Origin of the sequence: Pseudomonas sp. NMS19W (genome assembly GCF_051554255.1) — a bacterium.
Classification (GTDB): Bacteria; Pseudomonadota; Gammaproteobacteria; order Pseudomonadales; family Pseudomonadaceae; genus Aquipseudomonas; species Aquipseudomonas kribbensis.
On the sequence record NZ_CP136718.1, the window covers coordinates 1,369,045 to 1,391,061 of the forward strand.

Annotated in this window: 24 protein-coding genes, 1 tRNA gene and 2 pseudogenes; 14 read left to right on the forward strand and 13 right to left on the reverse strand. The window is 58.8% G+C overall.

The features are described 5' to 3' along the window. Positions 1–66 precede the first annotated feature (66 nt). A complete protein-coding gene (gene yiaY / locus R1A29_RS06185; protein WP_114881759.1) occupies positions 67–1,215 on the forward strand; it encodes an L-threonine dehydrogenase in 1,149 nt (382 codons plus the stop codon). On the opposite strand, the gene R1A29_RS06190 is transcribed toward yiaY, so the two are convergent. The 3 genes from R1A29_RS06190 to R1A29_RS06200 all read right to left on the reverse strand — a co-directional run bounded on the left by R1A29_RS06190 (position 1,212) and on the right by R1A29_RS06200 (position 4,331). Beyond that, the gene (locus R1A29_RS06190; RefSeq protein WP_438300943.1) at positions 1,212–2,378 is read right to left on the reverse strand and encodes an MFS transporter; all 1,167 of its coding nucleotides are present in this window, start codon (positions 2,376–2,378) and stop codon (positions 1,212–1,214) included. The genes yiaY and R1A29_RS06190 overlap by 4 nt on opposite strands. A gap of 17 nt (positions 2,379–2,395) precedes the next feature. Further along, positions 2,396–3,625 (reverse strand): aminotransferase class I/II-fold pyridoxal phosphate-dependent enzyme, encoded by a 1,230-nt coding sequence (locus R1A29_RS06195; RefSeq protein WP_438302011.1) that lies wholly within the window; start codon positions 3,623–3,625, stop codon positions 2,396–2,398. Between the two features lie 217 nt (positions 3,626–3,842). After that, on the reverse strand, positions 3,843–4,331 hold the full coding sequence (locus R1A29_RS06200; protein WP_438300944.1) for a DMT family transporter: 489 nt from the start codon (positions 4,329–4,331) through the stop codon (positions 3,843–3,845). Between the two features lie 78 nt (positions 4,332–4,409). Here R1A29_RS06200 and R1A29_RS06205 point away from each other — a divergent pair, with 78 nt between their 5' ends. From R1A29_RS06205 to R1A29_RS06240, 8 genes and pseudogenes are all read left to right on the forward strand, one after another. Beyond that, positions 4,410–5,321, forward strand: a complete 912-nt coding sequence (locus R1A29_RS06205) for a LysR family transcriptional regulator (protein ID WP_438300945.1) — start codon at positions 4,410–4,412, stop codon at positions 5,319–5,321. 20 nt (positions 5,322–5,341) lie between these two features. After that, on the forward strand, positions 5,342–6,079 hold the full coding sequence (locus R1A29_RS06210) for a hypothetical protein (protein ID WP_438300946.1): 738 nt from the start codon (positions 5,342–5,344) through the stop codon (positions 6,077–6,079). Between the two features lie 35 nt (positions 6,080–6,114). Beyond that, a complete protein-coding gene (locus R1A29_RS06215; RefSeq protein ID WP_438300947.1) occupies positions 6,115–6,834 on the forward strand; it encodes a hypothetical protein in 720 nt (239 codons plus the stop codon). 4 nt (positions 6,835–6,838) lie between these two features. Beyond that, positions 6,839–7,255 (forward strand): annotated as a pseudogene (fos, locus tag R1A29_RS06220) (fosfomycin resistance glutathione transferase). 60 nt (positions 7,256–7,315) lie between these two features. Next, the gene (locus tag R1A29_RS06225; RefSeq protein WP_438300948.1) at positions 7,316–7,954 is read left to right on the forward strand and encodes a LysE family translocator; all 639 of its coding nucleotides are present in this window, start codon (positions 7,316–7,318) and stop codon (positions 7,952–7,954) included. Between the two features lie 77 nt (positions 7,955–8,031). Beyond that, a complete protein-coding gene (locus R1A29_RS06230; protein ID WP_438300949.1) occupies positions 8,032–9,381 on the forward strand; it encodes a diguanylate cyclase domain-containing protein in 1,350 nt (449 codons plus the stop codon). A 117-nt stretch (positions 9,382–9,498) separates the two neighbouring features. Then, entirely contained in the window at positions 9,499–9,654 is a 156-nt protein-coding gene (locus R1A29_RS06235; protein ID WP_082302357.1) for a KGG domain-containing protein, read from the forward strand. Between the two features lie 75 nt (positions 9,655–9,729). Then, complete coding sequence (locus R1A29_RS06240) at positions 9,730–10,233, forward strand: DUF4142 domain-containing protein (protein ID WP_085710208.1); 504 nt, start codon at positions 9,730–9,732, stop codon at positions 10,231–10,233. Between the two features lie 44 nt (positions 10,234–10,277). Here the strand turns inward: R1A29_RS06240 and R1A29_RS06245 are convergent, their stop codons facing one another. Continuing rightward, a complete protein-coding gene (locus tag R1A29_RS06245) occupies positions 10,278–10,688 on the reverse strand; it encodes a low affinity iron permease family protein (protein ID WP_085710209.1) in 411 nt (136 codons plus the stop codon). Between the two features lie 205 nt (positions 10,689–10,893). Between R1A29_RS06245 and tam the strand changes: the two are divergent. Beyond that, positions 10,894–11,663, forward strand: a pseudogene (gene tam / locus R1A29_RS06250) (trans-aconitate 2-methyltransferase). Positions 11,664–11,703: 40 nt separating this feature from the next. Here tam and R1A29_RS06255 read toward each other — a convergent pair. Then, on the reverse strand, positions 11,704–12,432 hold the full coding sequence (locus tag R1A29_RS06255; RefSeq protein ID WP_438300950.1) for a class I SAM-dependent methyltransferase: 729 nt from the start codon (positions 12,430–12,432) through the stop codon (positions 11,704–11,706). A 527-nt stretch (positions 12,433–12,959) separates the two neighbouring features. Between R1A29_RS06255 and R1A29_RS06260 the strand changes: the two genes are divergently transcribed. Together R1A29_RS06260 and R1A29_RS06265 are read left to right on the forward strand one after the other, a co-directional pair. Continuing rightward, positions 12,960–13,328, forward strand: a complete 369-nt coding sequence (locus R1A29_RS06260) for a DUF6124 family protein (RefSeq protein WP_438300951.1) — start codon at positions 12,960–12,962, stop codon at positions 13,326–13,328. A gap of 244 nt (positions 13,329–13,572) precedes the next feature. After that, positions 13,573–14,736 carry an ATP-binding protein gene (locus R1A29_RS06265; protein ID WP_248738049.1) on the forward strand — a complete coding sequence of 388 codons (1,164 nt, stop codon included), beginning with the start codon at positions 13,573–13,575 and terminating at the stop codon, positions 14,734–14,736. Between the two features lie 253 nt (positions 14,737–14,989). Here the strand turns inward: R1A29_RS06265 and R1A29_RS06270 are convergent, their stop codons facing one another. The 8 genes from R1A29_RS06270 to R1A29_RS06305 form a co-directional block, all read right to left on the reverse strand. Beyond that, positions 14,990–15,400, reverse strand: coding sequence for a PaaI family thioesterase (locus tag R1A29_RS06270; RefSeq protein WP_039772722.1), 411 nt, complete (start codon positions 15,398–15,400; stop codon positions 14,990–14,992). A 431-nt stretch (positions 15,401–15,831) separates the two neighbouring features. Further along, positions 15,832–15,999, reverse strand: a complete 168-nt coding sequence (locus R1A29_RS06275) for a hypothetical protein (protein WP_167443763.1) — start codon at positions 15,997–15,999, stop codon at positions 15,832–15,834. Beyond that, a complete protein-coding gene (locus R1A29_RS06280; protein WP_438302012.1) occupies positions 15,987–16,721 on the reverse strand; it encodes a zeta toxin family protein in 735 nt (244 codons plus the stop codon). The genes R1A29_RS06275 and R1A29_RS06280 overlap by 13 nt, the downstream gene beginning before the upstream one ends. Before the next feature lie 350 nt (positions 16,722–17,071). Continuing rightward, positions 17,072–17,145, reverse strand: a tRNA-Gly gene (locus tag R1A29_RS06285). A gap of 169 nt (positions 17,146–17,314) precedes the next feature. Then, positions 17,315–18,202, reverse strand: coding sequence for an alpha/beta fold hydrolase (locus tag R1A29_RS06290; protein ID WP_085710215.1), 888 nt, complete (start codon positions 18,200–18,202; stop codon positions 17,315–17,317). A 312-nt stretch (positions 18,203–18,514) separates the two neighbouring features. Beyond that, complete coding sequence (locus R1A29_RS06295; RefSeq protein WP_438300952.1) at positions 18,515–19,207, reverse strand: pseudouridine synthase; 693 nt, start codon at positions 19,205–19,207, stop codon at positions 18,515–18,517. A 33-nt stretch (positions 19,208–19,240) separates the two neighbouring features. Further along, positions 19,241–19,459 carry a cysteine-rich CWC family protein gene (locus R1A29_RS06300; protein ID WP_265812059.1) on the reverse strand — a complete coding sequence of 73 codons (219 nt, stop codon included), beginning with the start codon at positions 19,457–19,459 and terminating at the stop codon, positions 19,241–19,243. A 5-nt stretch (positions 19,460–19,464) separates the two neighbouring features. Beyond that, entirely contained in the window at positions 19,465–20,952 is a 1,488-nt protein-coding gene (locus tag R1A29_RS06305) for a sensor domain-containing diguanylate cyclase (RefSeq protein ID WP_265812058.1), read from the reverse strand. A gap of 207 nt (positions 20,953–21,159) precedes the next feature. Here R1A29_RS06305 and R1A29_RS06310 point away from each other — a divergent pair, with 207 nt between their 5' ends. Beyond that, complete coding sequence (locus R1A29_RS06310; RefSeq protein WP_085710219.1) at positions 21,160–21,417, forward strand: hypothetical protein; 258 nt, start codon at positions 21,160–21,162, stop codon at positions 21,415–21,417. Between the two features lie 178 nt (positions 21,418–21,595). Further along, entirely contained in the window at positions 21,596–21,985 is a 390-nt protein-coding gene (locus R1A29_RS06315) for a hypothetical protein (protein WP_085710220.1), read from the forward strand. Positions 21,986–22,017: the final 32 nt, after the last annotated feature.

Here is a 22,017-nt window from a genome sequence, read left to right on the forward strand (position 1 = left end):
TCGGTCGATCCTGTATGCATCCGCCGGATCGCAGGAGTCGATCCGGCCTCTGTCAGGAGACGCGCCATGAGCAGCACCTTTTTCATTCCCGCCGTAAACATCATGGGCAGCGGCTGCCTCGACGAGGCCATGAATGCCATCCGCAACTACGGTTTTCGCAAGGCGCTGATCGTTACCGACGCGGGCCTGGCCAAGGCTGGCGTGGCGACCATGATCGCCGAGAAACTGGCGATGCAGGACATCGATTCGGTGATCTTCGACGGCGCCAAACCCAACCCGAGCATCGCCAATGTCGAGGCCGGGCTGGCGCTGCTCAAGGACAGCCGCTGTGATTTCGTGGTGTCCCTCGGCGGCGGCTCGCCCCACGACTGCGCCAAGGGCATCGCCCTGTGCGCGACCAACGGCGGGCAGATTCGCGACTACGAAGGCGTCGATCAATCGGCCAAGCCGCAACTGCCGCTGATCGCCATCAACACCACCGCCGGCACCGCCAGCGAGATGACCCGGTTCTGCATCATCACCGACGAAACCCGCCACGTGAAAATGGCCATCGTCGACCGTAATGTCACGCCGCTGCTGTCGGTCAACGACCCGGCGCTGATGGTCGCCATGCCGAAAAGCCTGACCGCCGCCACCGGCATGGACGCGCTGACCCATGCCATCGAAGCCTACGTGTCCACCGCCGCCAACCCGATCACCGACGCCTGTGCACTGAAGGCGATGACCCTGATCAGCAACAACCTGCGTCTGGCGGTACGCGACGGCAGCGATCTGGCGGCGCGGGAAAACATGGCGTACGCGCAGTTCCTCGCCGGCATGGCGTTCAACAATGCATCCCTCGGTTACGTGCATGCGATGGCGCACCAGTTGGGCGGTTTCTACGACCTGCCTCACGGGGTGTGCAACGCGGTATTGCTGCCCCATGTGCAGACGTTCAACGCGCTGGTCTGCGCCGATCGCCTCACCGATGTGGCCCACGCCATGGGCGCCGACATCCGTGGTTTCAGCCCGGAGGAGGGCGCAAAAGCTGCGATTGACGCAATCCGTTGCCTGGCCAAAGACGTCGACATCCCCGGCGGCTTGCGTGACCTCGGCGCCAAATGCACCGACATCCCTGTTCTTGCCGCCAATGCCCTGAAAGACGCCTGCGGTTTCACCAATCCACGGGCGGCGGATCAGCGGCAGATCGAGGAGATTTTCCGCAGCGCGTTCTAAGCGGACTGACGATCGGGCGTGAACCTCGTGCAGAGCACCGCGCCCGCCGCCAGAACGCAACACAGCAGCGACAGCGGCCACGCGTGTGGACCGGCCAGCAGGCTGGCCACCGCGCCGATCAACGCGGCCATCAATTGATGAATGAAACCGCTCAGGGCCATCGCGTAAGCGCCGGCAATCGGCGCTCCATCGTTAGCCCGTGACAGACTGATCGGATAGTTCAGCGACTGACCGAACACGGCGACGCAGTAAGGCAACCAAAGCAGCCAGGCAATGGAGCTGGCCAACAGGCTGCCAGCCAGCATCACCCCGCTTCCGGCCATCACCAGGCCCACACCCAACGCCATCAACCGATGCTGACCGGTACGCAGCACAAAGCGATTGACCGCCAGCGCCCCGAGAAAATACGCCGCACTGATCGGCCAGCCCAGCAACCCGTAGTCGGTCGTCGACCAACCGAACGGGCCTTGCAGAATCAACGGCGCAGCGCTGTTGAACGCGATGATCACGCCATAACCCAGACCGCCCGCGAGCGCCGGCAGAATAAACGCCCGGTGGGTCAGGATCGTTTGGTAGACCGCCCAGGGCGAAGCGGTTGTGGGGGCTTCGACGAGCTCCGGAAAGTTCAGGCGCGAAACAATCGCGGCCATCAACAGGCTGACCGCACCCAGCAGATAGAAGATCGCCTGCCAGCCCAGTGTCACCTGAATCAGCGAGCCGGCGTATTGGCCGATCCCGAGCGCGACAACGAACGAAATCGAAATCCACGACAGCGCCTTCGCCAGCAGATCGCCCCGGAAACTGTCACGGATCAGCACCCGCGCCATCACTGAAATGCCGCTGGCGCCGATCCCTTGAAGCAGTCGCAACAGCAGGAACGACTCCAGCGTCGAACCCAGCGGCAACGCCAGGTTCGACAGCCCATAAATCCCCAGCGCCGCCAGCAGCACCGGTTTGCGCCCGATGCGCTGCGCAAGGCTTCCCCAAAGCAGCATCGGCAACGCCATGCCGATCAGGTACAGCGACAAGCCCCAGGCCACCTGCGTTGCATCGACCTGCAAGTGCCCGGCGATCTGCGGCAACGCCGGCAGGTAAATGCTCATGCCCAGTTGAGCGAGGAACACGGTGGAGCAGGTGATGAGCAGGATGAGTCCGGGGTTCATGAGTCGTCCGTGAAGGTTCAGCGGTCGCGGTGGCCGCCGTGAGTCAGTAACAGTCCGGTGATCAAATCACAGAATTGGTGGATCAGTGTCGATTCCATGTCGGCGCGCAGGGTCACGCGGATCGCGGCTTTACCTTGGGCCACCACCGGGAAAAACACCGCGCTGGTGAAAAAGCCGTGTTCGGCCAGTTCAATGGCAATTCGAGTGGCCAGGGCGGCCTCGCCGCAGTTGATCAATCGGATGGCCATGGGGCTGCCGTGCTGTTCGGTGCACAACAGGCTGTCGAACAGGCGAATATTGGCCTGGAGCCGAATCTGCAACGCGCGCAGCTCTGCACTGCGATGCAGCTGGATCGAGGCCAGGCCCGCACCGATGGCCGCGCAATTGAGGCTTTGCGACCAGTTGCTCGGCCCGCCGTAACGCTGGATCAATTTCCGCTGCCGCTCATGGCCGAGCATCACCAGACCGCCGCTGGCCCCGAACGATTTGGCCAGTGACGCGACGATCAGACAGTCCTCCTCCAGTGCCGGCATTCTTGGCCGTACAAGACCGGCGCCGTTACTGCCGACCGCCGACAACGCGTGGGAATCATCGAGATAAAGAAACAGGCCGTAACGTTCTTTCAGGTACAGCAGACCATCCAGATTGGCCACGCCGCCCATGCTGTAGGCACCGTCGGCGATATAGGCGACCGTTGCGTGGCGCTGGCACACCGATTCGAGAAAATCCATGTCGTTGTGGGGACAGGTCAGCACGCGGGTTTCATCGGCGCAGCTGGCCTTCAGGTGACTCATCGAATAGTGAGCCAGACGATCGAACACCATCACCGGCGGACGGCCCTGGGTAAACACACCACTGGCCAACAGCGGCAGGATCCCCGCACTCGCGGCGCTGCAGGACAGAGTGCTCAGACACACCGCGCCAAACAATTGCGACAGCTCGCTTTCGTACCGATCGAGCAGCGCCAGTTTGCAGCGGTTTTTCGAATTGGCTACGCGCAGTGTGCCGGTTTCCCGTAACGCCGCGATGGCGCCTTCCAGCAGGGCGGGATGGTGATCGAGACCCAGATAGGACGTGGTGCAGAAATGATGGAACTGGCGCCCGTGCTGATCGAGCAACTGGTTGCAGCCTTGGACTTCGACGTTGAGAGCAGCGATTTTTCCGGCTTCGGCGGCCTCCCAGTCGTGGTCGGCAAGCGCGATGACTTTGCGGTAGTTGGAGAAGGTGTTGGCGGTGGTATCGGGCAGATGGTTCAAAGCAGCTCTCCTTGAGCATGGCAATCCATGAGGTGTTTCAGTTTGTGTGTGTTGCCAGACTTTACAGAGAGCGATGCAGGCTCAGAATCGGCCATATCCGATAGCGCTGAGGGCTGTTGGAGTTTTGCTTGTAGGGCGATACCTCGCAGAGTTGTAAGGCGGTGAAATGCCCGACAACCCTGATAGTGAAGGGCTTACCTTTGCCCTGTTATCCAGCGGCGGTGGCGCTCTTTTCCAGCGCCGGGGAAAACTGGATCAGCACCACGCCCACCATCAGCAACACCGCGCCGAATACCCGGGGCAATGTGAGTTGCTTCTCCAGCAGCCCGAACAACCCGAAGTGATCCAGCACCATCGATGCCAGTACCTGTCCGGCCAGTGCCAGCGCGACAAAACCCGATGCCCCGAGTTTCGGCACCAGCACCACCGCCAGTGCCACAAAACACACCCCGAACGCACCACCGGCCCACATCCACAACGGCGCCTTGCCGATGAAAACCAGCGATGGCAACGGCAAACGCAGCGCGGCAATCACCGGTAACAACACCAGCACGCTGACCAGCAAGGACGCCAACGTCGCCCACAAGGGATGGCCCAACCCTCGGGCCAGATTGGTATTGATTGCACTTTGAAACGGGACGACGGCCCCGGCTACTGCCGCCAGCAGCAACAGACCGGTCCACTGCAACGTACTCATGATCGTTCTCCAGCAAGGTTTTGCTGGACTCTAGGGTATTCGTCGCGCAGATTTAAATTCTGTTTTGTCATGCGGAACATGCATCAAATGAATGATCTTCGGCGCATCGATCTCAACCTGCTGGTGATTCTCGACGCCTTGCTCAGCGAACAGCACGTCACCCGTGCGGCCGAGCGTCTGCACTTGAGCCAACCGGCGGTCAGCCATGCGCTGGCCCGATTGCGCGACTTGCTCGGTGATCCATTGCTGGTACGTGCCGGTGCGGGCCTGGCGCCCACCGCACGGGCGCTGGAACTGGTTGCGCCGCTGGCCGAGGCCCTGGCCCAGGTGCAATCGCTGCTGGTGCCGAACACCTTCGACCCGGCCCTCGCCCGCCGGACCTTTCGGCTTGCGATGTCGGATTACGGCGCGGCGATTATCCTGCCCGGCCTGATTCGCACGTTGCGCGCGGAGACTCCGGGCATCGACCTGCAAATCAGCCATGCCAGTCGCGAAGGGATGGTCGAGGGGCTGCTCAACGGCGACATCGACCTGGCTGCCGGCGTGCTCCCGGAGTTGCCCGGCGAGTTGCACAGCACGCCGCTGTTCGAAGAGCGCTACGTCTGTCTGCTGGATCGCCAGAGCCTTCCCGCCGAATATGTTCTCGACCTGCCAACCTACCTTTCCCGACCCCACGTTCTGCTGGAAATGCGCGGCAGCGGCACCCCGGAAATCGAACGTACCCTGACCGCCCTGCGTGAGCGCCGCCGCGTCGCCGTCAGCCTGCCGCACTGGAGCGTCGCGCCGCAGTTCATCAGTGGCACGGACCTGATCCTCACGGTGGCTTCGCGGGCGTTGAAGGATGTGGATGATGACTCGCTGATCGTCGTGCCGCCGCCGTTCGAGATCGCACCGTTTACCTTTGTCTCGGCGTGGCACAAGCGGCGGGGTGGGGATCAGGCGTTGAACTGGTTGAATCGGCGGATCGGGGAGGGGATAGTGCGCGGCTGAAAAACATCAAGGAGTGGGGCGTGACAGTGAAGTCTGGGGTGATGGGGTGTCTGGCGCTGTGTGGGGCGTTGATGGCGGGGCAGGTGTTGGCTGATTGTGTGCCTGCGCCGGTGGCGAACCCGCGGGATTTTTCCGTTTGCAAGGAGTGGCCGGCGTATCCCGGACTAACGCTGAATGCGGTTTCGAAGTTTGAGCCGGATCCGGTGTATGGCAAAACCGGTGATGTCGGTAGTTACGACCTTTCTCTTTCTGTCGTTTCGGTCGAAGTTTCAGAACCTCTGGCCACCTATTACAAGCCTTCTGCATTCTTGTCCGATGCCTTCGCGCTGGAAAGTGTGGAGTTCGATACCGCGCGCTACAAATTGACCCCTGAAATTCGGGCTTTTGGTGTACGGGTCGGTTTCAAAGGCTCTTCCCGCGTCAATCCCCTGGATGAGACTTCGCTGTCCCTTTACGTGAAAGAGGGCGACACGTTACGGCCAGTTCTGGATCGGCTTGTGATGTATCGCTACAACGGAGAATGGGATGGAAATTGTGCGGGCGAGCGCGCCAGTACTCTGCGCACTATCGAAATTGGAAAGACCAGTTCTCATGGTTACGCCGATCTGATCGTCAAATCGGTGACGACGGGAGTTGTTGGAAAAGGTAATCCAGACACTTGTGAAGAGAAAACCACAACCGGTAAACCTGTGCTGACAACCCTTCGCTACGACGGGAAATCTTACGTCTTGCCTAAAGGTTTCAAAGCCATCGAGTGATACAGAGCCAACGCGACTTATTTCAAGGAAGAACAATGCTTACCCCAACCCGACTTTTCATCGCCCTCGGTTTTCTGGCCGTCACCACTCAGGCCCACGCCGCCTGTGAGATAAAGAAATTCGACGGTCACTCCCTGTCACGCTGCAAAGTGTGGCCGGCCTTCCCGGACAAGGCGATCTCGGCAAAGTCCACATTCGTGTCCGACTCCGAAGGTGATCACGACGGCGTGTTCGATCTGGAGTTGTCGCTCCTCAACGCCGCGAATGCCAAGCCGTTGGCGACTTACGCCAAGCCTGGAGCCTACAACTCCGATGCCATCCGTTTCGAGGACCTGACCATCGACACGGCTCGCTACCGCCTGGCGTCCGACGTTCGCGCATTTGGCCTGCGTACGAAGTTTGCCGATCAGCTTTCTCGGGCCAACCCCTACGCGAAAACCGATCTGGCGCTGTATGTACGCGAAGGCGTCAAATTGCGACCGGTGCTGGAAGGGCTGGTCATTCGCAAGGAATTTGGTGAGGGTAGCGGTGAGTGCGATACCCAAGACACGAAAATCCTCAGGACCGTGGAAATCGGCCCATTCAGCCATAATGGCTTCGCTGACCTGATCGTTTCCTCAAGTGGTGTGGTGTACACCTCGACCCAGTCAAGCAAAGAGTGCGTTTCCAAAACCACCGATCTGAAGAACACCCAAATCACCCTGACCTACGACGGCAAGCAATACACCATCCCCGAAGACCTCCGAGGTTACTGACCTGATGCTCACCGGCCTCAACCACCTGACCCTCGCCGTCAGCGACCTGGACCGCAGCCTCGCGTTCTACCGCGACGTGCTGCGCCTGCGAGTCGAGGCCACGTGGGACGCCGGTGCCTATCTCTCGCTCCCGGGCCTGTGGTTGTGCCTGTCCCTCGATGCGTAACGCCAACCCGAGCCTGCCGCCGACTACACCCACTACGCCTTCAGCCTCGCCGCGGCGGACTTTCCGCTGTTCGTTCAGCAGCTTCGTGCCGCCAACGTGCAGGAATGGCGCGACAACCGCAGCGAAGGTGCGTCGTTCTACTTCCTTGACCCGGACGGTCACAAGCTCGAAGCCCATGTCGGCGATCTGGCCTCGCGACTGGCCGCGTGTCGGCAAAAGCCCTACGCGGGGATGCGTTTTTTCAACGAGTCGTGAATATTCACAAACCGCTGGGATAGACTGGCGGCCACGTTTTCCGGCGCTTGCAGGTATTCCATGACTCCATCGTTGCTTATGGCCGTGCTGGCCTCGGGTTTCATCTACGGCATCACGCCGGGGCCGGGTGTGCTGGCGGTGTTCGGCATCGGCGCCGCGCGCGGTCGTCGGGCCGGGGCGGGATTCCTGTGCGGGCATCTGCTGGGCGATGTGATCTGGTGCAGCACCGCGCTGATCGCGATTGTCGGCGCCCGGGAAATCGGCAGCACCGCATTCGATGTGCTCGGCGTACTCAGCGGTCTGTACCTGTTCTGGCTCGGCTGGCGTGCCGTGCGGGCCAAACGCAGCAGCGGCGACCAGCCCCAGGGCGCGGCGCGTCAGCCGTTCTGGCACGGCATTCTGTTCGGGCTGACCAACCCCAAGGCCTACCCGGTGGCGGTGGCGACGTTCACCGCGCTGCTGTCGAGCCGCGCCGAACTGCTCAACTGGTCGATGCTGCCGATGCTGATTGCCCTGAGTTTCCTCGGCGGATTGCTCGCCTACGCTATTCTCATTGGCGTTGTCGGCGCCCGTCAGGTGCGTACGCTGTATCAGCGCCATGAACTGGCCATCACCCGGTTGTGCGGGGTAATGTTCATCGGTTTCGCCATCAATGCTCTGGTGCACGCGTTGCCGGGGCTGATGCCGAGCAAGACTTGAAGAAAATCGCTGGGATGCGAGGTCGAGGTCAGGGACGGTTGATCAGTGCTGCATTGCCCGGACACCCACGCTGAACCATGGAAAGCCGAAATTCTGCGCCCTTGGCGAGTTACATCGATCTGTTGCTGGACGCCGTTTGTGCGGTCGACAAACAAGGTCGCTTCGTTTTTGTCAGCGCAGCCTGCGAGCGGATTCTCGGCTACACCCCTGATGAGCTGATCGGCCAGTCGATGATCGACTACGTCTATCCCGCCGACCGTGAACGCACCCTGGCCGCCGCCAGCGAGATCATGGGCGGCGAGCCCAAGCACAATTTCGAAAACCGCTACGTGCGCAAGGACGGCAGCCTTGTGCACATCCTCTGGTCGGCGCGCTGGTCGGAAGTCGATCAACTGCGCATCGCCGTGGCCCGGGACATCACCGAGCGCAAACTGGCCGAATCCCGACAGGCGGCGTTGTATGCGATCTCCGAAGCGGCCCATGCGGCGGAGGATCTGCTGGCGCTGTTCAAACGCATCCACACGATCATCGGCGAGTGGCTGCCGGCACTGAATTTCTCCGTGGCGCTGTACGACGAACACTGCGCAAAACTGAATTTTCCCTATCACGTCGACGATGACGAGTTGCAACCGGAGCAACCCGGCACTGTGACCGGTCGGCTGTGCGCCGAGGTCATCCGCAGTGGCCAGCCGATCCTGCTGACTCCGGATTGTCCGCAGGCCCCGGCAGGCTTCGAAGCGCTGGTGGCGGGGCAGCAATCACCGTGCTGGCTCGGCGTGCCGTTGAACTCGAAGAACGGCACCATCGGCGCCCTGATCGTCAAAAGCCTGCCCGGCGGCGAGCGCTACACCGAGCGCGACAAGGAACTGCTGCAATACGTCTGCGCCCAGGTCGCCACCGCCATCGAACGCCAGCAATTGCACGCCCGTCTGCGTCGCATGGCGCAATACGATCAATTGACCCAATTGCCCAATCGCGAATTGCTGCGTGATCGGCTGAAGGCGGCGCTGGCCAGCGCTCGGGAAACCTCCGGGCACATGGCGCTGCTGTATGTTGATCTGGATCGCTTCAAACAGGTCAACGACACCTTCGGCCACGGCGTCGGTGACATGCTGCTGCAGACCGTGGCCAACCGCCTCAAGGGCTGCGTGCGCGAGACCGACACCGTGGCGCGGATCGGCGGCGATGAATTCGTGGTGCTGCTGCACAGCGTCCACGCCCCCGACGATGCCGACAGCGTGGCGGAAAAGATCCGACAGGTGCTGGTGCAACCCATGCGTCTGGACGGGCATAACCTGCACATTGAACCGAGCATCGGCGTCGCGCGTTTTCCCGAACATGGCCATCACGAGCAGCAACTGTTTCGTCACGCCGATCAGGCGATGTACGCCGCCAAACGGGAAAATCATCGGGCGCGGGATATCTGACCGGCGGCCGCCGTTCGTCGCGGCAACGGCAACTTTTCTAAACCTTTGGGGGCTGGCGAATTCTCAATCCAGGCGGGCAGTTGCTCGCTGACGATCAACACCAAGAGGAAGAGAATCATGCCTAACTCAAGAAACTCGAACTCGGGAAACTTTGCCAACGATCGAACGAAGGCCTCTGAAGCCGGTCGCAAGGGTGGGAAAACCACCACCACGACTGTCGATAAAGAACCTAAAACTGAAATGGGCCGCAAGCCCGCTCAGAAATCGAAGTAGTCGGCGAAGGTTGTTTTGATTGAGAGGCGGGGGCGCAAGCTCCCGCTTGAATTTGCCGAGAAGGAGGGCGCGACCATGAGCCGGATGGCCACCCGAGTACGCAACATCAGTTTTGTCACCCTGCTGGGCCTGAGTGCCGGCAGTGCATTTGCCCAGTCGCCCGCCGACTTCATCAACGAAGCCTCGGCCAAAGGCATGGCCGACATCGAAGCCAGCCGCCAGGCCCACAGCAAGGCCGAATCCAAAGAGGTCAAGGATTACACCATCGTGGTCATCAACGACCGCACCACGGCCAACCAGCACCTGGCGAAAATCGCCAAGAAACTCGATCTGCCCATCGCCCCCCGTGAAGAAATCGCCGACAAGGCCAAGGCGCTGATTCCGGAAGTGAAGGACGGCGCGTCTTTCGATCAGGCTTACGCCGCGAGCCAGGTCAAAGCCACGGAAGAAGCCATCGAACAGATCCAGCAGGAAGCCCAGACCACCGACGTGCCGGAGATCAAGGCTTTCGCCGACGAGACCCTGCCGAAACTGCAAAGCCATCTGGAAATGGCGCGGGCGCTGCAAGCCAGTCGCTGAAACCGGGTCGAACAAAAACGGCGCTCAAGGCGCCGTTTTTTTGCTCAACAGTCATTCAGGTCCTGCTTCGGTTTGCTCTTTTCACCCAACCCGTCAAGGTTGAAAACCTCGCCTTCACCCAATGCCCGGTAGTGTTTGCGCAACGCTTCAAGTTGTTTGAGATCCAGCGCTTCAAGCCCGAGCATCGCGTTCTGCGCTTCTTTGGTTACCAGCAACAACTCGTCGATCTTCAAATGCAGGATGTCGGTATCGCGGTTCTGGGTGTTCTGGATCAGGAACACCATCAGAAACGTGATGATCGTGGTCGAGGTGTTGATGATCAGCTGCCAGGTGTCATTGAAATGAAAAATCGGCCCGCTCAACCCCCACAACCCGATCAGAATCAAAGCCCCCATGAACGTCTTCGGACTGCCGGCCCAGAGTGCGAGCGTCTGGGAAATCTTTGCGAATTTCATGGCGGTGTTCCTTGTGGGGGAGCTTGAAATTCAGACAGCGGGGGAGGGGGAAAATTCTGCTTACAGTTTTCTGTTCTCTATGGAAGTCGCCGCAGACCGTGATTCCGGCGATATCGGACGTAGGTAGGGGAAGGCAGATAAACACGTTCGCTGTATCGTGAGGGCAGCCGCTTTTTCGCCAAGACGTCCAAGACAGGAGAACGCAATGACCTGGTCCGCCAAACAATACGTCGCTTTCGAAGATGAACGCACCCGCCCGGCCCGTGACTTGCTGGCAGCGATTCCCACGCGAGAGGCGCGTTCCGTGGTTGATATCGGTTGTGGCCCCGGCAACTCGACCGAGCTTCTGGTGGAGCGTTTCCCGGGGCGAGCGTGCAGGGGCTCGACAGTTCGCCGGACATGATCGACGCCGCGCGCAAGCGTCTGCCGCAGCTGCAGTTCGAGGTGGCGGACATTGATACGTGGGCCGATGAAGGGCCGTTCGATGTGATCTTCGCCAACGCGGTGTTGCAGTGGGTGCCGGATCACGGGACGTTGTTGCCGGCGCTGGCGGGCAAGTTGGCGCAGGGTGGCAGTCTGGCGATTCAGATGCCGGACAATCTCAACGAGTCATCTCATCGGTTGATGCGCGAAGTCGCTGCCAACGGGCCCTGGGCCAGCAAACTGGCCGGTGCGGCGGGGCAGCGGACCGAGATGGCGGATGCCAGCGCCTATTTCTCGATGCTGCGTCCGTATTGCGCGCAGGTCGATGTGTGGCGCACCACCTATCACCATCAACTGGCGGGCGGCGCTTCAGGTGTTGTCGAGTGGTTCAAGGGCAGCGGTTTGATTCCATTCCTCAGCCCGCTGACGGAAACGGAGCGGGCGGAGTATCTGGCGCATTATCTGGCGGAGGTTGCGAAGGCTTATCCGGCGCTGGCGGATGGTTCGGTGCTGTTGCCGTTTCCGCGTTTGTTCATCGTCGCCACACGTTGAAATGAAAAAGGGCCGATTGGATCGGCCCTTTCTTTTGCGGTCAGCGCTGTACCGCGACCAGCATCATCATCGGCCGCTCGCGCTCCTCGGCGAGCGCCGGTTGTGCGGCCACTTCTGCACCGCTCGGGCCCCATTCGTTGACGTGTTGAATCGTGAAGCCTGCGCCGATCAACGCGTTGAGCAGCGTGCCTACCGTACGATGCTGTTTGATCACGCCGTCCGCCAGCCAGTTCGTAACCCGCTCGCCTTCCATCTGATAACTGTCCAGCGGCCAGCGCTTGTGGCCCTCGCTGTCGACCAGCCAGCCCGGATTACGCGGCGCCATGAAGATCGGGTGCTCGATGGAAAACACGAAATGCGCTCCAGGTTTAAGCGCCGCGTGCAGCTTGGCGAACAGCGCCGAAAGATCCTTGATGTAGTGCAGGGCCAGCGAACTGTAGGCCAGATCGAAAGTGCACGCAGGCAAGTCGAGCTGTTCCAGGTCGGCACGTTCGTAGCGGATGTTCGCGGCCGAGGTGGTTTCCCGCGCCCGTTCGAGCATTTTCTCCGAGACATCCAGCCCCAGCAGCTCGGCTGCACCTTGCTCGCTGGCCCAGCGGCAGAACCAGCCGTAGCCGCAGCCCAGATCCACCACCTGCAAACCGTGCAGGGAAGGCAACAAGGCTTTCAGCGCCGGCCATTCCGGCGCGGCGTCGAGGCCGCCGATGGAGCGGTTCATCTGGCTGTAGCCCTGGAAAAATTCGGGGTCGTCGTAGATGTTCTGGGTCATGGTTTGGTGCTCGTTTGAATTTGATTCGGGTGGCTCAACGGCCACGATTTGAAGTCCCTCGAAACGTGATGGCGCGTATTCGTCGATGGCCGCGCAGGGGGAGGGTGGTGGGTGATGGGGAAATGCTAGCGGGTCGTGGCGAGCGTGAGAACCGAACGAGTGTTGGGGATCTGTAAACGTGGTTTTTCGATTCGGGATGTTTAAAGAGTTGCTCTTGTTTGCTGATCCTTCCCACAAGGTTTTCAGGTTGTCCGTCGGAAGTGCGGGCTCTAGCCTGTGAGGGTCGCTGATGAATCGGCGATCGGGATTGGAACCCCGCGGCTTACCAAAAAAGCAAAAGCAGCTTTCATGACGTATGCTTGCCCGCCTTCATGGTGTGCACTCTGTTATGGCGGCTGTGCGCGAGAGACTTCGAGTCTGTCGGGCTTTTGGCTTTTTTCGCCCGGGTTCCAACTCGTGTACAGCTGCCACCTCTTCGATTGGAACCGAGTAGGTCAGCTCCACCTATCGACTAGAAAGAAGCCATTATGAAGAAGCCGACACCGAATCCCCCAGAAGTCGAAACCGACCCAACGTCCCCCTACACCTCAATCGACTCCAGAAAACTCAACGACGCCGCCAATCGCGCCCTCGATCACTACCTCTGCCCCGGCGCCCATGTCATGGGCACGACCAACCAGCCTGAACCGATGTTCCTCGCCAACCCGGCCTACAACACCGAATCCCTGCTCGCCAACGCCTGCGAATCTCTGGGCTCGGCCAGCGAAATGCTCAGCAACTTCGCCGCCGTGCTCGAGCCGTCCCATCGCAGGACAGCGCTGGGGATTGCGCAGGTCGTGATGCTGGGGGAGTTGGCGGTGAATCAGGCGCTGGATCATGTTGAGGTGAAGAGCTGAATCGCAGCTGTTCTGGCAGGCATAAAAAAACCGGTCATAGCGACCGGTTTTTAGTTTCATTTCAACCTGGCTGCAAAGCGTTGAGTGTTGTCGAAGCTTCGAGTCAGTGTTTCAGACGCAATGCTTGTGTAAGTGGCAGAGTTCAGCCCAATAAATAGCGAAATATAGTGAAATCTAATGGTGTATAGGGATATCTGCTATACATCGATATATTCGTGTAGAGACAAGCATTTGTGAGGCTTTCATGGATCCATACCGTAACCCATTCGCTCCAGGTGCAGGAAGCAGGCCGCCTGAGTTGGCAGGACGCGACACAATTCTTGAGGCAGCCAGGATTTCATGTGGGCGAGCCATCAACGGACGAAGCACCCGATCCCTCATGCTTCTTGGATTGAGGGGTACAGGTAAGACGGTACTGCTGAACGAGATTGGAAAAATTGCGAGGGAAGAGGGGCTTCTCGTTTCAAAGGTAGAGGCTCCGGAGCGTGAAAGCCTTGCACGCCTTCTCTTTCCTGAAATGCGGAAAGTCATGCGCTCACTTTCTGCTGTGGAAGCTGCCAAGCAAATTGCGGCTCGTGGACTGAATGGTTTGCGCGGTTTCGCCTCTATTTTCAAGATCGATATCGCAGGCGTGGAGATTGGAGTCGAGCCTGAGCCAGGATTCGCTGACAGCGGGGATCTTCAATACGATCTTCCAGACCTTTTTGCCGTGATAGGTCAAGCTGCACAAGCAGCTGGTAAAGGCTGGATTCTTCTGATTGATGAAGTTCAGTACCTTTCCGAAGCAGATTTATCCGCGCTTATAGTGTCGATTCACCACATGTCGCAAGAAGGGCTGCCCGTACTTCTTGTCGGCGCTGGCCTTCCTCAAGTTGCTCGTTTGGCAGGTGAAGCAAAATCCTATGCAGAACGGCTTTTTCTATACCCTGCGGTTGATGCGCTTGATCAAGTATCTGCAATTCAAGCAGTTCAGAAGCCTATCTCGGATGAGGAGGCTTCGATCGAACTCGCAGCACTTGGCAATATCGTTGATCGGACGAGAGGATATCCTTTCTTCCTCCAGGAGTGGGCATCCACTGCTTGGAACAACGCTGAAGGGCCTGAAATAACAGTCGAAGATGTGGACCATTCATACGCGGAGACGTTGGCTTCTCTTGATGCGGGCTTTTTCAGGGTGCGTATCGATCGACTGACAAAGTCGGAAGTGCAGTTCGTGAAGACGATGTCGGAGCTCGGTGATGGGCCCTATGCAATGGCCGATATTGCGAAAGCGATGGGGCGTACACAGTCATCGCTTGGTCCGACTCGGGCCAACATAATCTCTAAAGGAATGATCTACAGCACAGATCACGGCTACTTGAATTTCACCGTCCCACTTTTTGCGGAATATATGCGTCGACAAGGATGAACCGGTCTCAGACGCGAGACTGAGGCCAGAACGCGCGACTGATCCCGCGTGAAGGTGGAAACCGCTGGCTGCTTCTAACTCCAACAGTTTGGGTCTTATCTCGGTTTAGTCGTGATAGCTCACAATTAAATGGAGTTAGCTGCAGTTGAGTTACGCGTGCACCGTTGTTGAGTGTGTTCTGATTCATTCGGCTGGCTCCAAATCCCAGACACAAAAAACCGGTCATCAAGACCGGTTGGATTTGGGTGGGGTACTACTGCGGCACAGCGAACACTGCGCTGGCACGGGCAACCATTCGATCACCGACGTGCAAACCGACAGTGGCAAACGCCAGCTGCCGTCCTTTTTTGGAGTGCTCAACGCGTACCTCGAGCCACTCATTGATCTGCACCGCGCTGAGATAGTCCAGGGTCATGCTCGCCGTGATCAATGGCAGGGGAGGGTCGCTGGAGAATGCCATGGCGTAACCCATGCCGACGTCCGCCAATGTCGCCAGGACCCCGCCATGCAAAGTGCCCCGTCCATTGGCGTGTCGTGAGTCTGTCCGCAGACCGATTTCCAGTTGCAAGCCACTGCCTCTGGTATAGATCGGGCCAAGCAAGTCAAGCAGCGGGCTGCTGCGGGTCAGCGGAGTGAAGCCCTCGGGAATAGCAGTGTCGTTCATGGTCAATCCTTGAGCCGGTTGGTTACCAGCTTCTTTGGCCTGAATACGGAGCGTTGCTTATGAGGGTTTAAACCTGACTACGCCGTCGGAGAAGGATCATACGTATGCGGAATTTGCAGCGATAAGCTGATCACGATGGAGCAGTAAGGGCAGCAGCCCCCATGGTTCGTACTGAACCACAAAGCCTCACAACCCGAGGCTGAGCGGAAAAAGCACAACTACGCACATCCATTAGGTGAGCGTCGGACGGAAGAAGCGTGGCGGACGGCGTCGGTGCAGCCGCTCATCGAAGAAAATACATCCCAAGCCGCTGATTAATGTGAGACCTCCGCCAACAATGTCAGATGTACACCAGAGCACGTAAAACACGTCAACGGCAGAATGAAAAAGCCCGGCACTTGGCCGGGCAGTTTTGGAATCCACTAACGTAATCAGGCTTGCTTTTCACGTGCAGCCAGCATCACTTCATTCTGTTTTTTGGTGGCTTCGGTCAGCACTTCACTGTAAACGCGCTTTTTTTCTTCCGATTTCGCATTACGAATGAAGTCTGCGAATGGACTCGTGGACTCCTTTGGGGATCCGAGTTTCATGGAAAACATGGGGTTACTCCGTTAATTATCCCAAGCATGACCATCAGGTCGTGTTTCGTATGCTTCTCCGGGATATGGTAGTCGATCTTGTCAACACCAGCCTTGTAGAGACGGCCAGAATTATCAATGTGCTTCACAAGCAGATCGACATGAAGATCCTTGCCAAACTCTAGCTTAAGCGTGTTAACCACGTCACGTGCTGCAAAATACTGGTCGACGAAATGCTCCGGTCGAATCCTCCGTCCTTCGGCTTCCTCACGAGCCGTGACAAAAGACCAAGCAAGCCTGGGGTCTTGATAGACATAGAGAATTTGAACGAATCTCCCCTTGTCCAGGCAACGCCGCACATTGTTCCTTGCGATCTCTATATTCGAAAGCGTCCCATCGAGCAGGAAAGATTGTTTTCGATCCAGGGCAAGATCAATCAGCTTCCCTACCAGAATTGAAACGGCGCCTTGGAAAAGCCAGGCATTGCCCCCTTGGTAGGCTTCAAATTCGGTTCTGAGTTCGTCTGGATCAATTCGCAGGATGGGCGTATCAGAGAAAAGGTTCAGCAGGGCTAATGATGCCTCTGTCTTGCCAGCGCCGGGCGATCCAGCCATAAAAACTGAAACAGGCTCTTTTTCGGGCGGATACCGGGTCTGATCCGTGAGTCGCTTGCCAATAGCCTTCTTGTTTGATCGTGCGAACCTGATCGCATCGTCCCAGTTGGCCTGTTCCTCATCCGTCATTCCAAGCCTTTTGTCTTCCTGCACTGGATATGAACCCTCTTCGGTTGAAAGGTCATTTACCGTTTGCGCTCTGGATTTACCGCAGTGTGGTGGCTTCCAATCGGTCAAAGCTTTGATGGGAAAACCGTGCGCATGGATCATTCCTTTGAGCAAACTGTATTTTTTGTCGCTGGAGAGAGTGAAGAGTAGAGAGGGATACGGTATCTGCAATCAACGGTGTGTTTCTGAATTGTTCTTTGCCGGACGAGCAGCAGACCTTAAACCCCAGACACAAAAAAACCGGCCATCAAGGCCGGTTTTTTCTGTTTGCGCATCCCCCGTCAAACCACGACGCAGGACATGAATTCGATTGGAGCGGGTGAAGGGAATCGAACCCTCGTTATCAGCTTGGGAAGCTGGAGTAATGCCATTATACGACACCCGCTCAGAGCGGCTGACTTTGTACCAGACTCGGCCACGGATTTGAAGTTTTCTTTGCGTGTGGCGAGCGGAAAAGCCTGAATCAGAGCCGGATCGGTCAATCGCGGGCAAACGCTGCGGGCTGGAGGACGGCTTTATCTCAGACCCGCAGGCTTGCTCGCGACGACGCTGTTTCAAACGGCCAATGCATGGTGATCCTGAGTAAACGGGTGACGCGTTCGGCTGATGGGCTGCTGTGCAGGTTTCAGGAAGCCGAGCAGGGCGTTCTGGCTGTCCCGGCAAGCGGACTTGTGTTCCATGTCGAGGAAGTGCCCGGTGGCCTGCAGGGTGGTGAAGGTGCTTTGCGCCACGTGGTTGCCGAACAGCCGGGCATCTTCGGCGGCGGTGTATTCGTCCCATTCGCCATTCATGAACAGCACCGGCACGTTGATCTTCTTCGCCGCGTTCAGATAGCACTGGCGATCACTGTTCAGCACGTTGCTGATGTGAAAGTGCATCTGCCCGTATTCGTGCTCGGCGAGACTGCTCACGTGGCGATAGTTGAAGCGCTTGAACAACGACGGCAGGTGCTTGCCGATGGTGTTGTTGACCAAGTGGCCCACCCGGTCGCCGTCGCGTTTGCCGAGGCATTCGACGCCGCGCTCCAGGTAGTCGAGCATGTGAGCGTTGACCACCGGAGAGAACGAGCTGATCACGGCTTTTTCGATGCGCCGGGGCTGGTGCGCGAGAGCGACCATGGTCGCGGCGCCGCCCCAGGAAAACGACAGCACATGTTCGGCGGCGAAGTGGTCGATCAGCTCCAGCAGGATCAGACCTTCGACTTCTTTCGTCAGATGTTTCTCGTGGCGATTGTGGATTTTCGACCTGCCCGCGTAGGGCTGGTCGTAGCAAACCACGTTGAATTGCGGGTGCAGATTTTTCACGGTCTGTGCAAACGACGCAGTCGTGGCCATCGAGCCGTTGACCAGAATAATGGTCTTTTCCGCGGCGTCTGCGCGATAGAACTCCGTGTAAACCCGATACTGACCCTGTATATCCAGCACAGCGATTTCTGGCCTCATGTCATAAGACTCCTGGCAAGCGGGTATGCGCGCAAATAGAGATTGCACGAGCTTTGTGACAGGTAGGCATACGCCTGGAATTTTGGAGCCCATGTCGATCCGGAATGGCAGGTCGACGGGTATTGTTATTGGCGGGCAATCTGCCGGCTGAGGCGGAGCCCTGAGGGCTCTCTACCGGCAAAAGGTTTCTTAGAAGTTATGTGTGACTCATCGGTCACAATTTGGCCGACGTCCTGATTCAAGCAGGGGGATCCGGATCGCGCAAGTGCCGTTGGTAAATTGTTCGACAACTTCTGCTGAGCGGTCGGCGGCTTAGAACAAATGGATCTCTTCGGTGCGCAGGGCGCGGTATTCGCCCGGTTTTAGCGCGTTATCCAGGTGCAGCAGGCCCATGGATTCGCGGTGCAGGCGCAGTACTTTGTTGTTGAAGTGGCCGAACATGCGCTTCACCTGATGGTAGCGACCCTCGACGATGCTCAGCCGTGCCGTTCGCGGGCCGAGCACTTCCAGCTGCGCCGGTTGGGTGGTCAGGTCTTCGAAGGCGAAGTAGATCCCCTCGGCGAACTTGATCGCATATTCCGGGCCGATGTCCTGTTCGGTCTCGACGTAATAGACCTTCGGCAGTTTGGTTTGCGGCTGGGTCAGGCGCCGGGACCAGCTGCCGTCGTTGGTGATCAGCATCAGCCCGGTGGTGTTGAAGTCCAGACGCCCGGCGATGTGCAGGTCGTCCTTGTCCGGCTCGTGGATCAGGTCGAGCACGGTCGGATGCTCGGGATCGCGCGTCGCGCTGACGTAGCCCTGGGGTTTGTGCAGCATGAAGTAGCGCGCCGGTTTCCCCGTTTGCAGCACTTCATCGTCGACCTCGACGCGGCTGAATTCCAGGACTTCGCTGTGGGGATCGCTGACGACTTTTCCGTCAATGCGCACGCGCTTTTCCACCAGCAACAGGCGAACCTGCTTGCGGTTGAAGCGGGGCAGGTTACTGAGGAAACGGTCGACACGCATGATCAGGAATCGGCAGGGAGCGGGGCGCGCATCTTACGGGATCGATGGCTTTGCCGCTTGCAGTTGCGCCTCGACCCGGGCGCAACGCGGGCACAGACAGGACTTGTCGCGCAGTTCCGGCGGCAGGGCTTCGAGCACTGCCGGGTCAATGGACACGCCGTAGCACCAGCAGGCGCGGTCGGCGGTGCGCGGGTCGGCCAGGGTGCAGTCGTTGCGGGCGCCGCAGGCCGGGCAGAGGTCAGGTTTGTTCATGGGGCTCAGGCATAGGTCGATTGATGCATTTCCACGCAGATGCGGTTGCGGCCGGTCTGTTTCGCCCGGTACATCGCATGATCGGCCCGGGACAGCAGGCTGTGCAAGGTGTCATCTCGTTGCAGAGTCGTGGCGCCGATGCTGACCGTCAGATTCAGGGTGTGACCGTTGTAGGCATATTCATGCTGTTCGACGTGCTGGCGGATCTTTTCGGCAATCTTCTGACCGGTCTCGCCGTCGGTGTCCTTCAGCAGAACGATAAATTCCTCACCGCCCCAACGGCAGACGATGTCGGAATGGCGCAGGCAGCTTTGCAGGTCCCGGGCAAAACCGATCAAAACCTGATCGCCGGCCATGTGCCCGTAGGTGTCGTTCAACACCTTGAAGTGATCCAGATCCAGCAGCAGCGCCGTCAGCGGTTTCGGCTCGCGATGGGCTTCCTGCAAGGCCTGCCCGGCGAGCAGGTCGAAGCCCCGGCGGTTGGGCAGTTCGGTGAGACTGTCGAGGGTGGCCTGGGCGTGGATCTTGTCCTGATAGCGTTTGATCAAACGATTGACCAATGCCAGCACGATCAACGTCACCAGCAGGCAGATCAGCAGGTTGAGGTACAACGACTGGCGAATCTCGCTCAGTGCGCCGTCTTCGCGTTTGTCGACGAACAGGTACCAGTTCAACTCCGGAATAAACCGCACGTTGAGGAAATGTCCCTGGCCGTGGGCGGAATATTCGTAACTGCCGCTGTGGGGCTTGGGTAACTGGCTGACCAGACCTTTCATGCTGTCGAGATCCGTCAGGCTTTTCCCGACCCGAGCACCTTCCGGACCGCCCTCGGCGCCGGTCAGTACCAGTCGGCCGAAGGTGTCGACGAAGTAAACGCTGCGTTGATAGCGCTGCTGATACTTGTCGATCAACTTGATCACCGCGTCCACCGTCAGCCCGACGCCAGCGGCGCCGATGAAGCGATCGTTGTAATCGAAGACCTTGTAGTTGATGAAGAAGGTCATATTGTCTTTGTTGGCCAGATCCGGGTCGACGTTGATCTCGTAGGGATCTTTCATGTCGCGCACGCGGAAGTACCAGGCGTCGCGCGGCTCGTCGATCTTCACCTGTTTGAGCACACCCTTGGCGTGGTAATAGGTGTGGCTGCTGTTGGAGACGAAGAACGCGGTGTAGGCCCCGTAGTGGGTCATGACCTCGTCGAGGTAGCGGGTCATCTGGTCGCTGTCTTTCTCGCCGTTCACCACCCAGTCGCGCATGAAGGTGTCGCGAGACATCATCGAGGAAATAAGGATCGGTCTGACAAGGTCTTTCTGGATTTCCGAATAAACGGTGTCGGAAGTCAGCGGCAGTTCGGTGTTGACGATGTTGTCGCGGATCGAGGCCCGCGAGGCGTAGTAGCTGAGCAGCGAAGTGGCGAGGAAGCCTGCGCCGAGAAGGGCGACCAGCGTCAATACCAGCGAACGTTGGGAGTAAAACGCAGATCTGAGCGGCATTGGCAATTCCGTTGACGGTGGCCCGATGGCAGCATTCTAGTGGCAGTGACGGGGAAAAGGTTGCGGCATATTTGCCTGAAATGAGCAGCCTGTTGCGCCGCTGATCCGACGGGCGATGGACGTTGGCACTCGGCAGCGGTCAGCCAGTCAAATCTGTTGTCAGCCGGTCTGTGCCGACTGCTGTCACAGGTCTTCCAGGAGGCCGTCATGAGTACTGCAAAATTGCTGCGTCGGGTGCTGCTGGGAGCGGTGCTCGGTCTGGGGCTGTCCGGCTGTTATTACTACGGTGGCGGCTACGACGTTTACTCCGCGCCTTATTATTATCCCGGCTATTACTCGCCCTATTACTACGGTGGCTACTACGGCCCGCGCTATTACGGTGGCGCGCGTTACTACTATGGCGGTTACGGGTATCGAGGCTACGGGCGAGGTTATCGCGGCGGCTATCACGGCTGGCATCACTGATCGGCGGCTGAATGCGGCGTCGTTTTCGTGAACAAGGTTTCATCAATCACATGTTTCAACTTGTTACAGAAACGCACCAGATTCGGAAAACGCTGTCAGATATTTCGTCAGTCGCCGAATGAAAGACTGACGCCTGCCAGCGTCGCTGGTGTGGCTACCCGCGGTCCAGGAGGCCGCCATGTATCGCCGAATTCTTCTGCTCGCCGCGTTGCTTTTTTCCGTTGCCGGTTGCGTCCCTTATTCCTACGGAGACAGCTATTACAGGTCAGAGGTCTACACATCCCCCGCACCGGCTTACTACACAGGTGGCGGCACTTATTACAGCGGTGGCAGCACCTACTATTCAGCCCCGCGCTACTACCAGCCAGCACCACGCTATTATCAACCGGCGCCACGTTATTACTCGGCGCCCCGGTACTACCAACCGGCCCCGCGCTACTACGAGAGCCGCCGCTGGCACGGCGATGATCGTGGACGCTGGGATGGCCACCGTCGTGGTGGCTGGGACGATCACCGCGGTCGTGGTAACCATGACCGTGGCGATCACTGGCGCGGCAACCGCTGGTAACCAACCGCAAAAAAGCGGCGCATTGAGCGCCG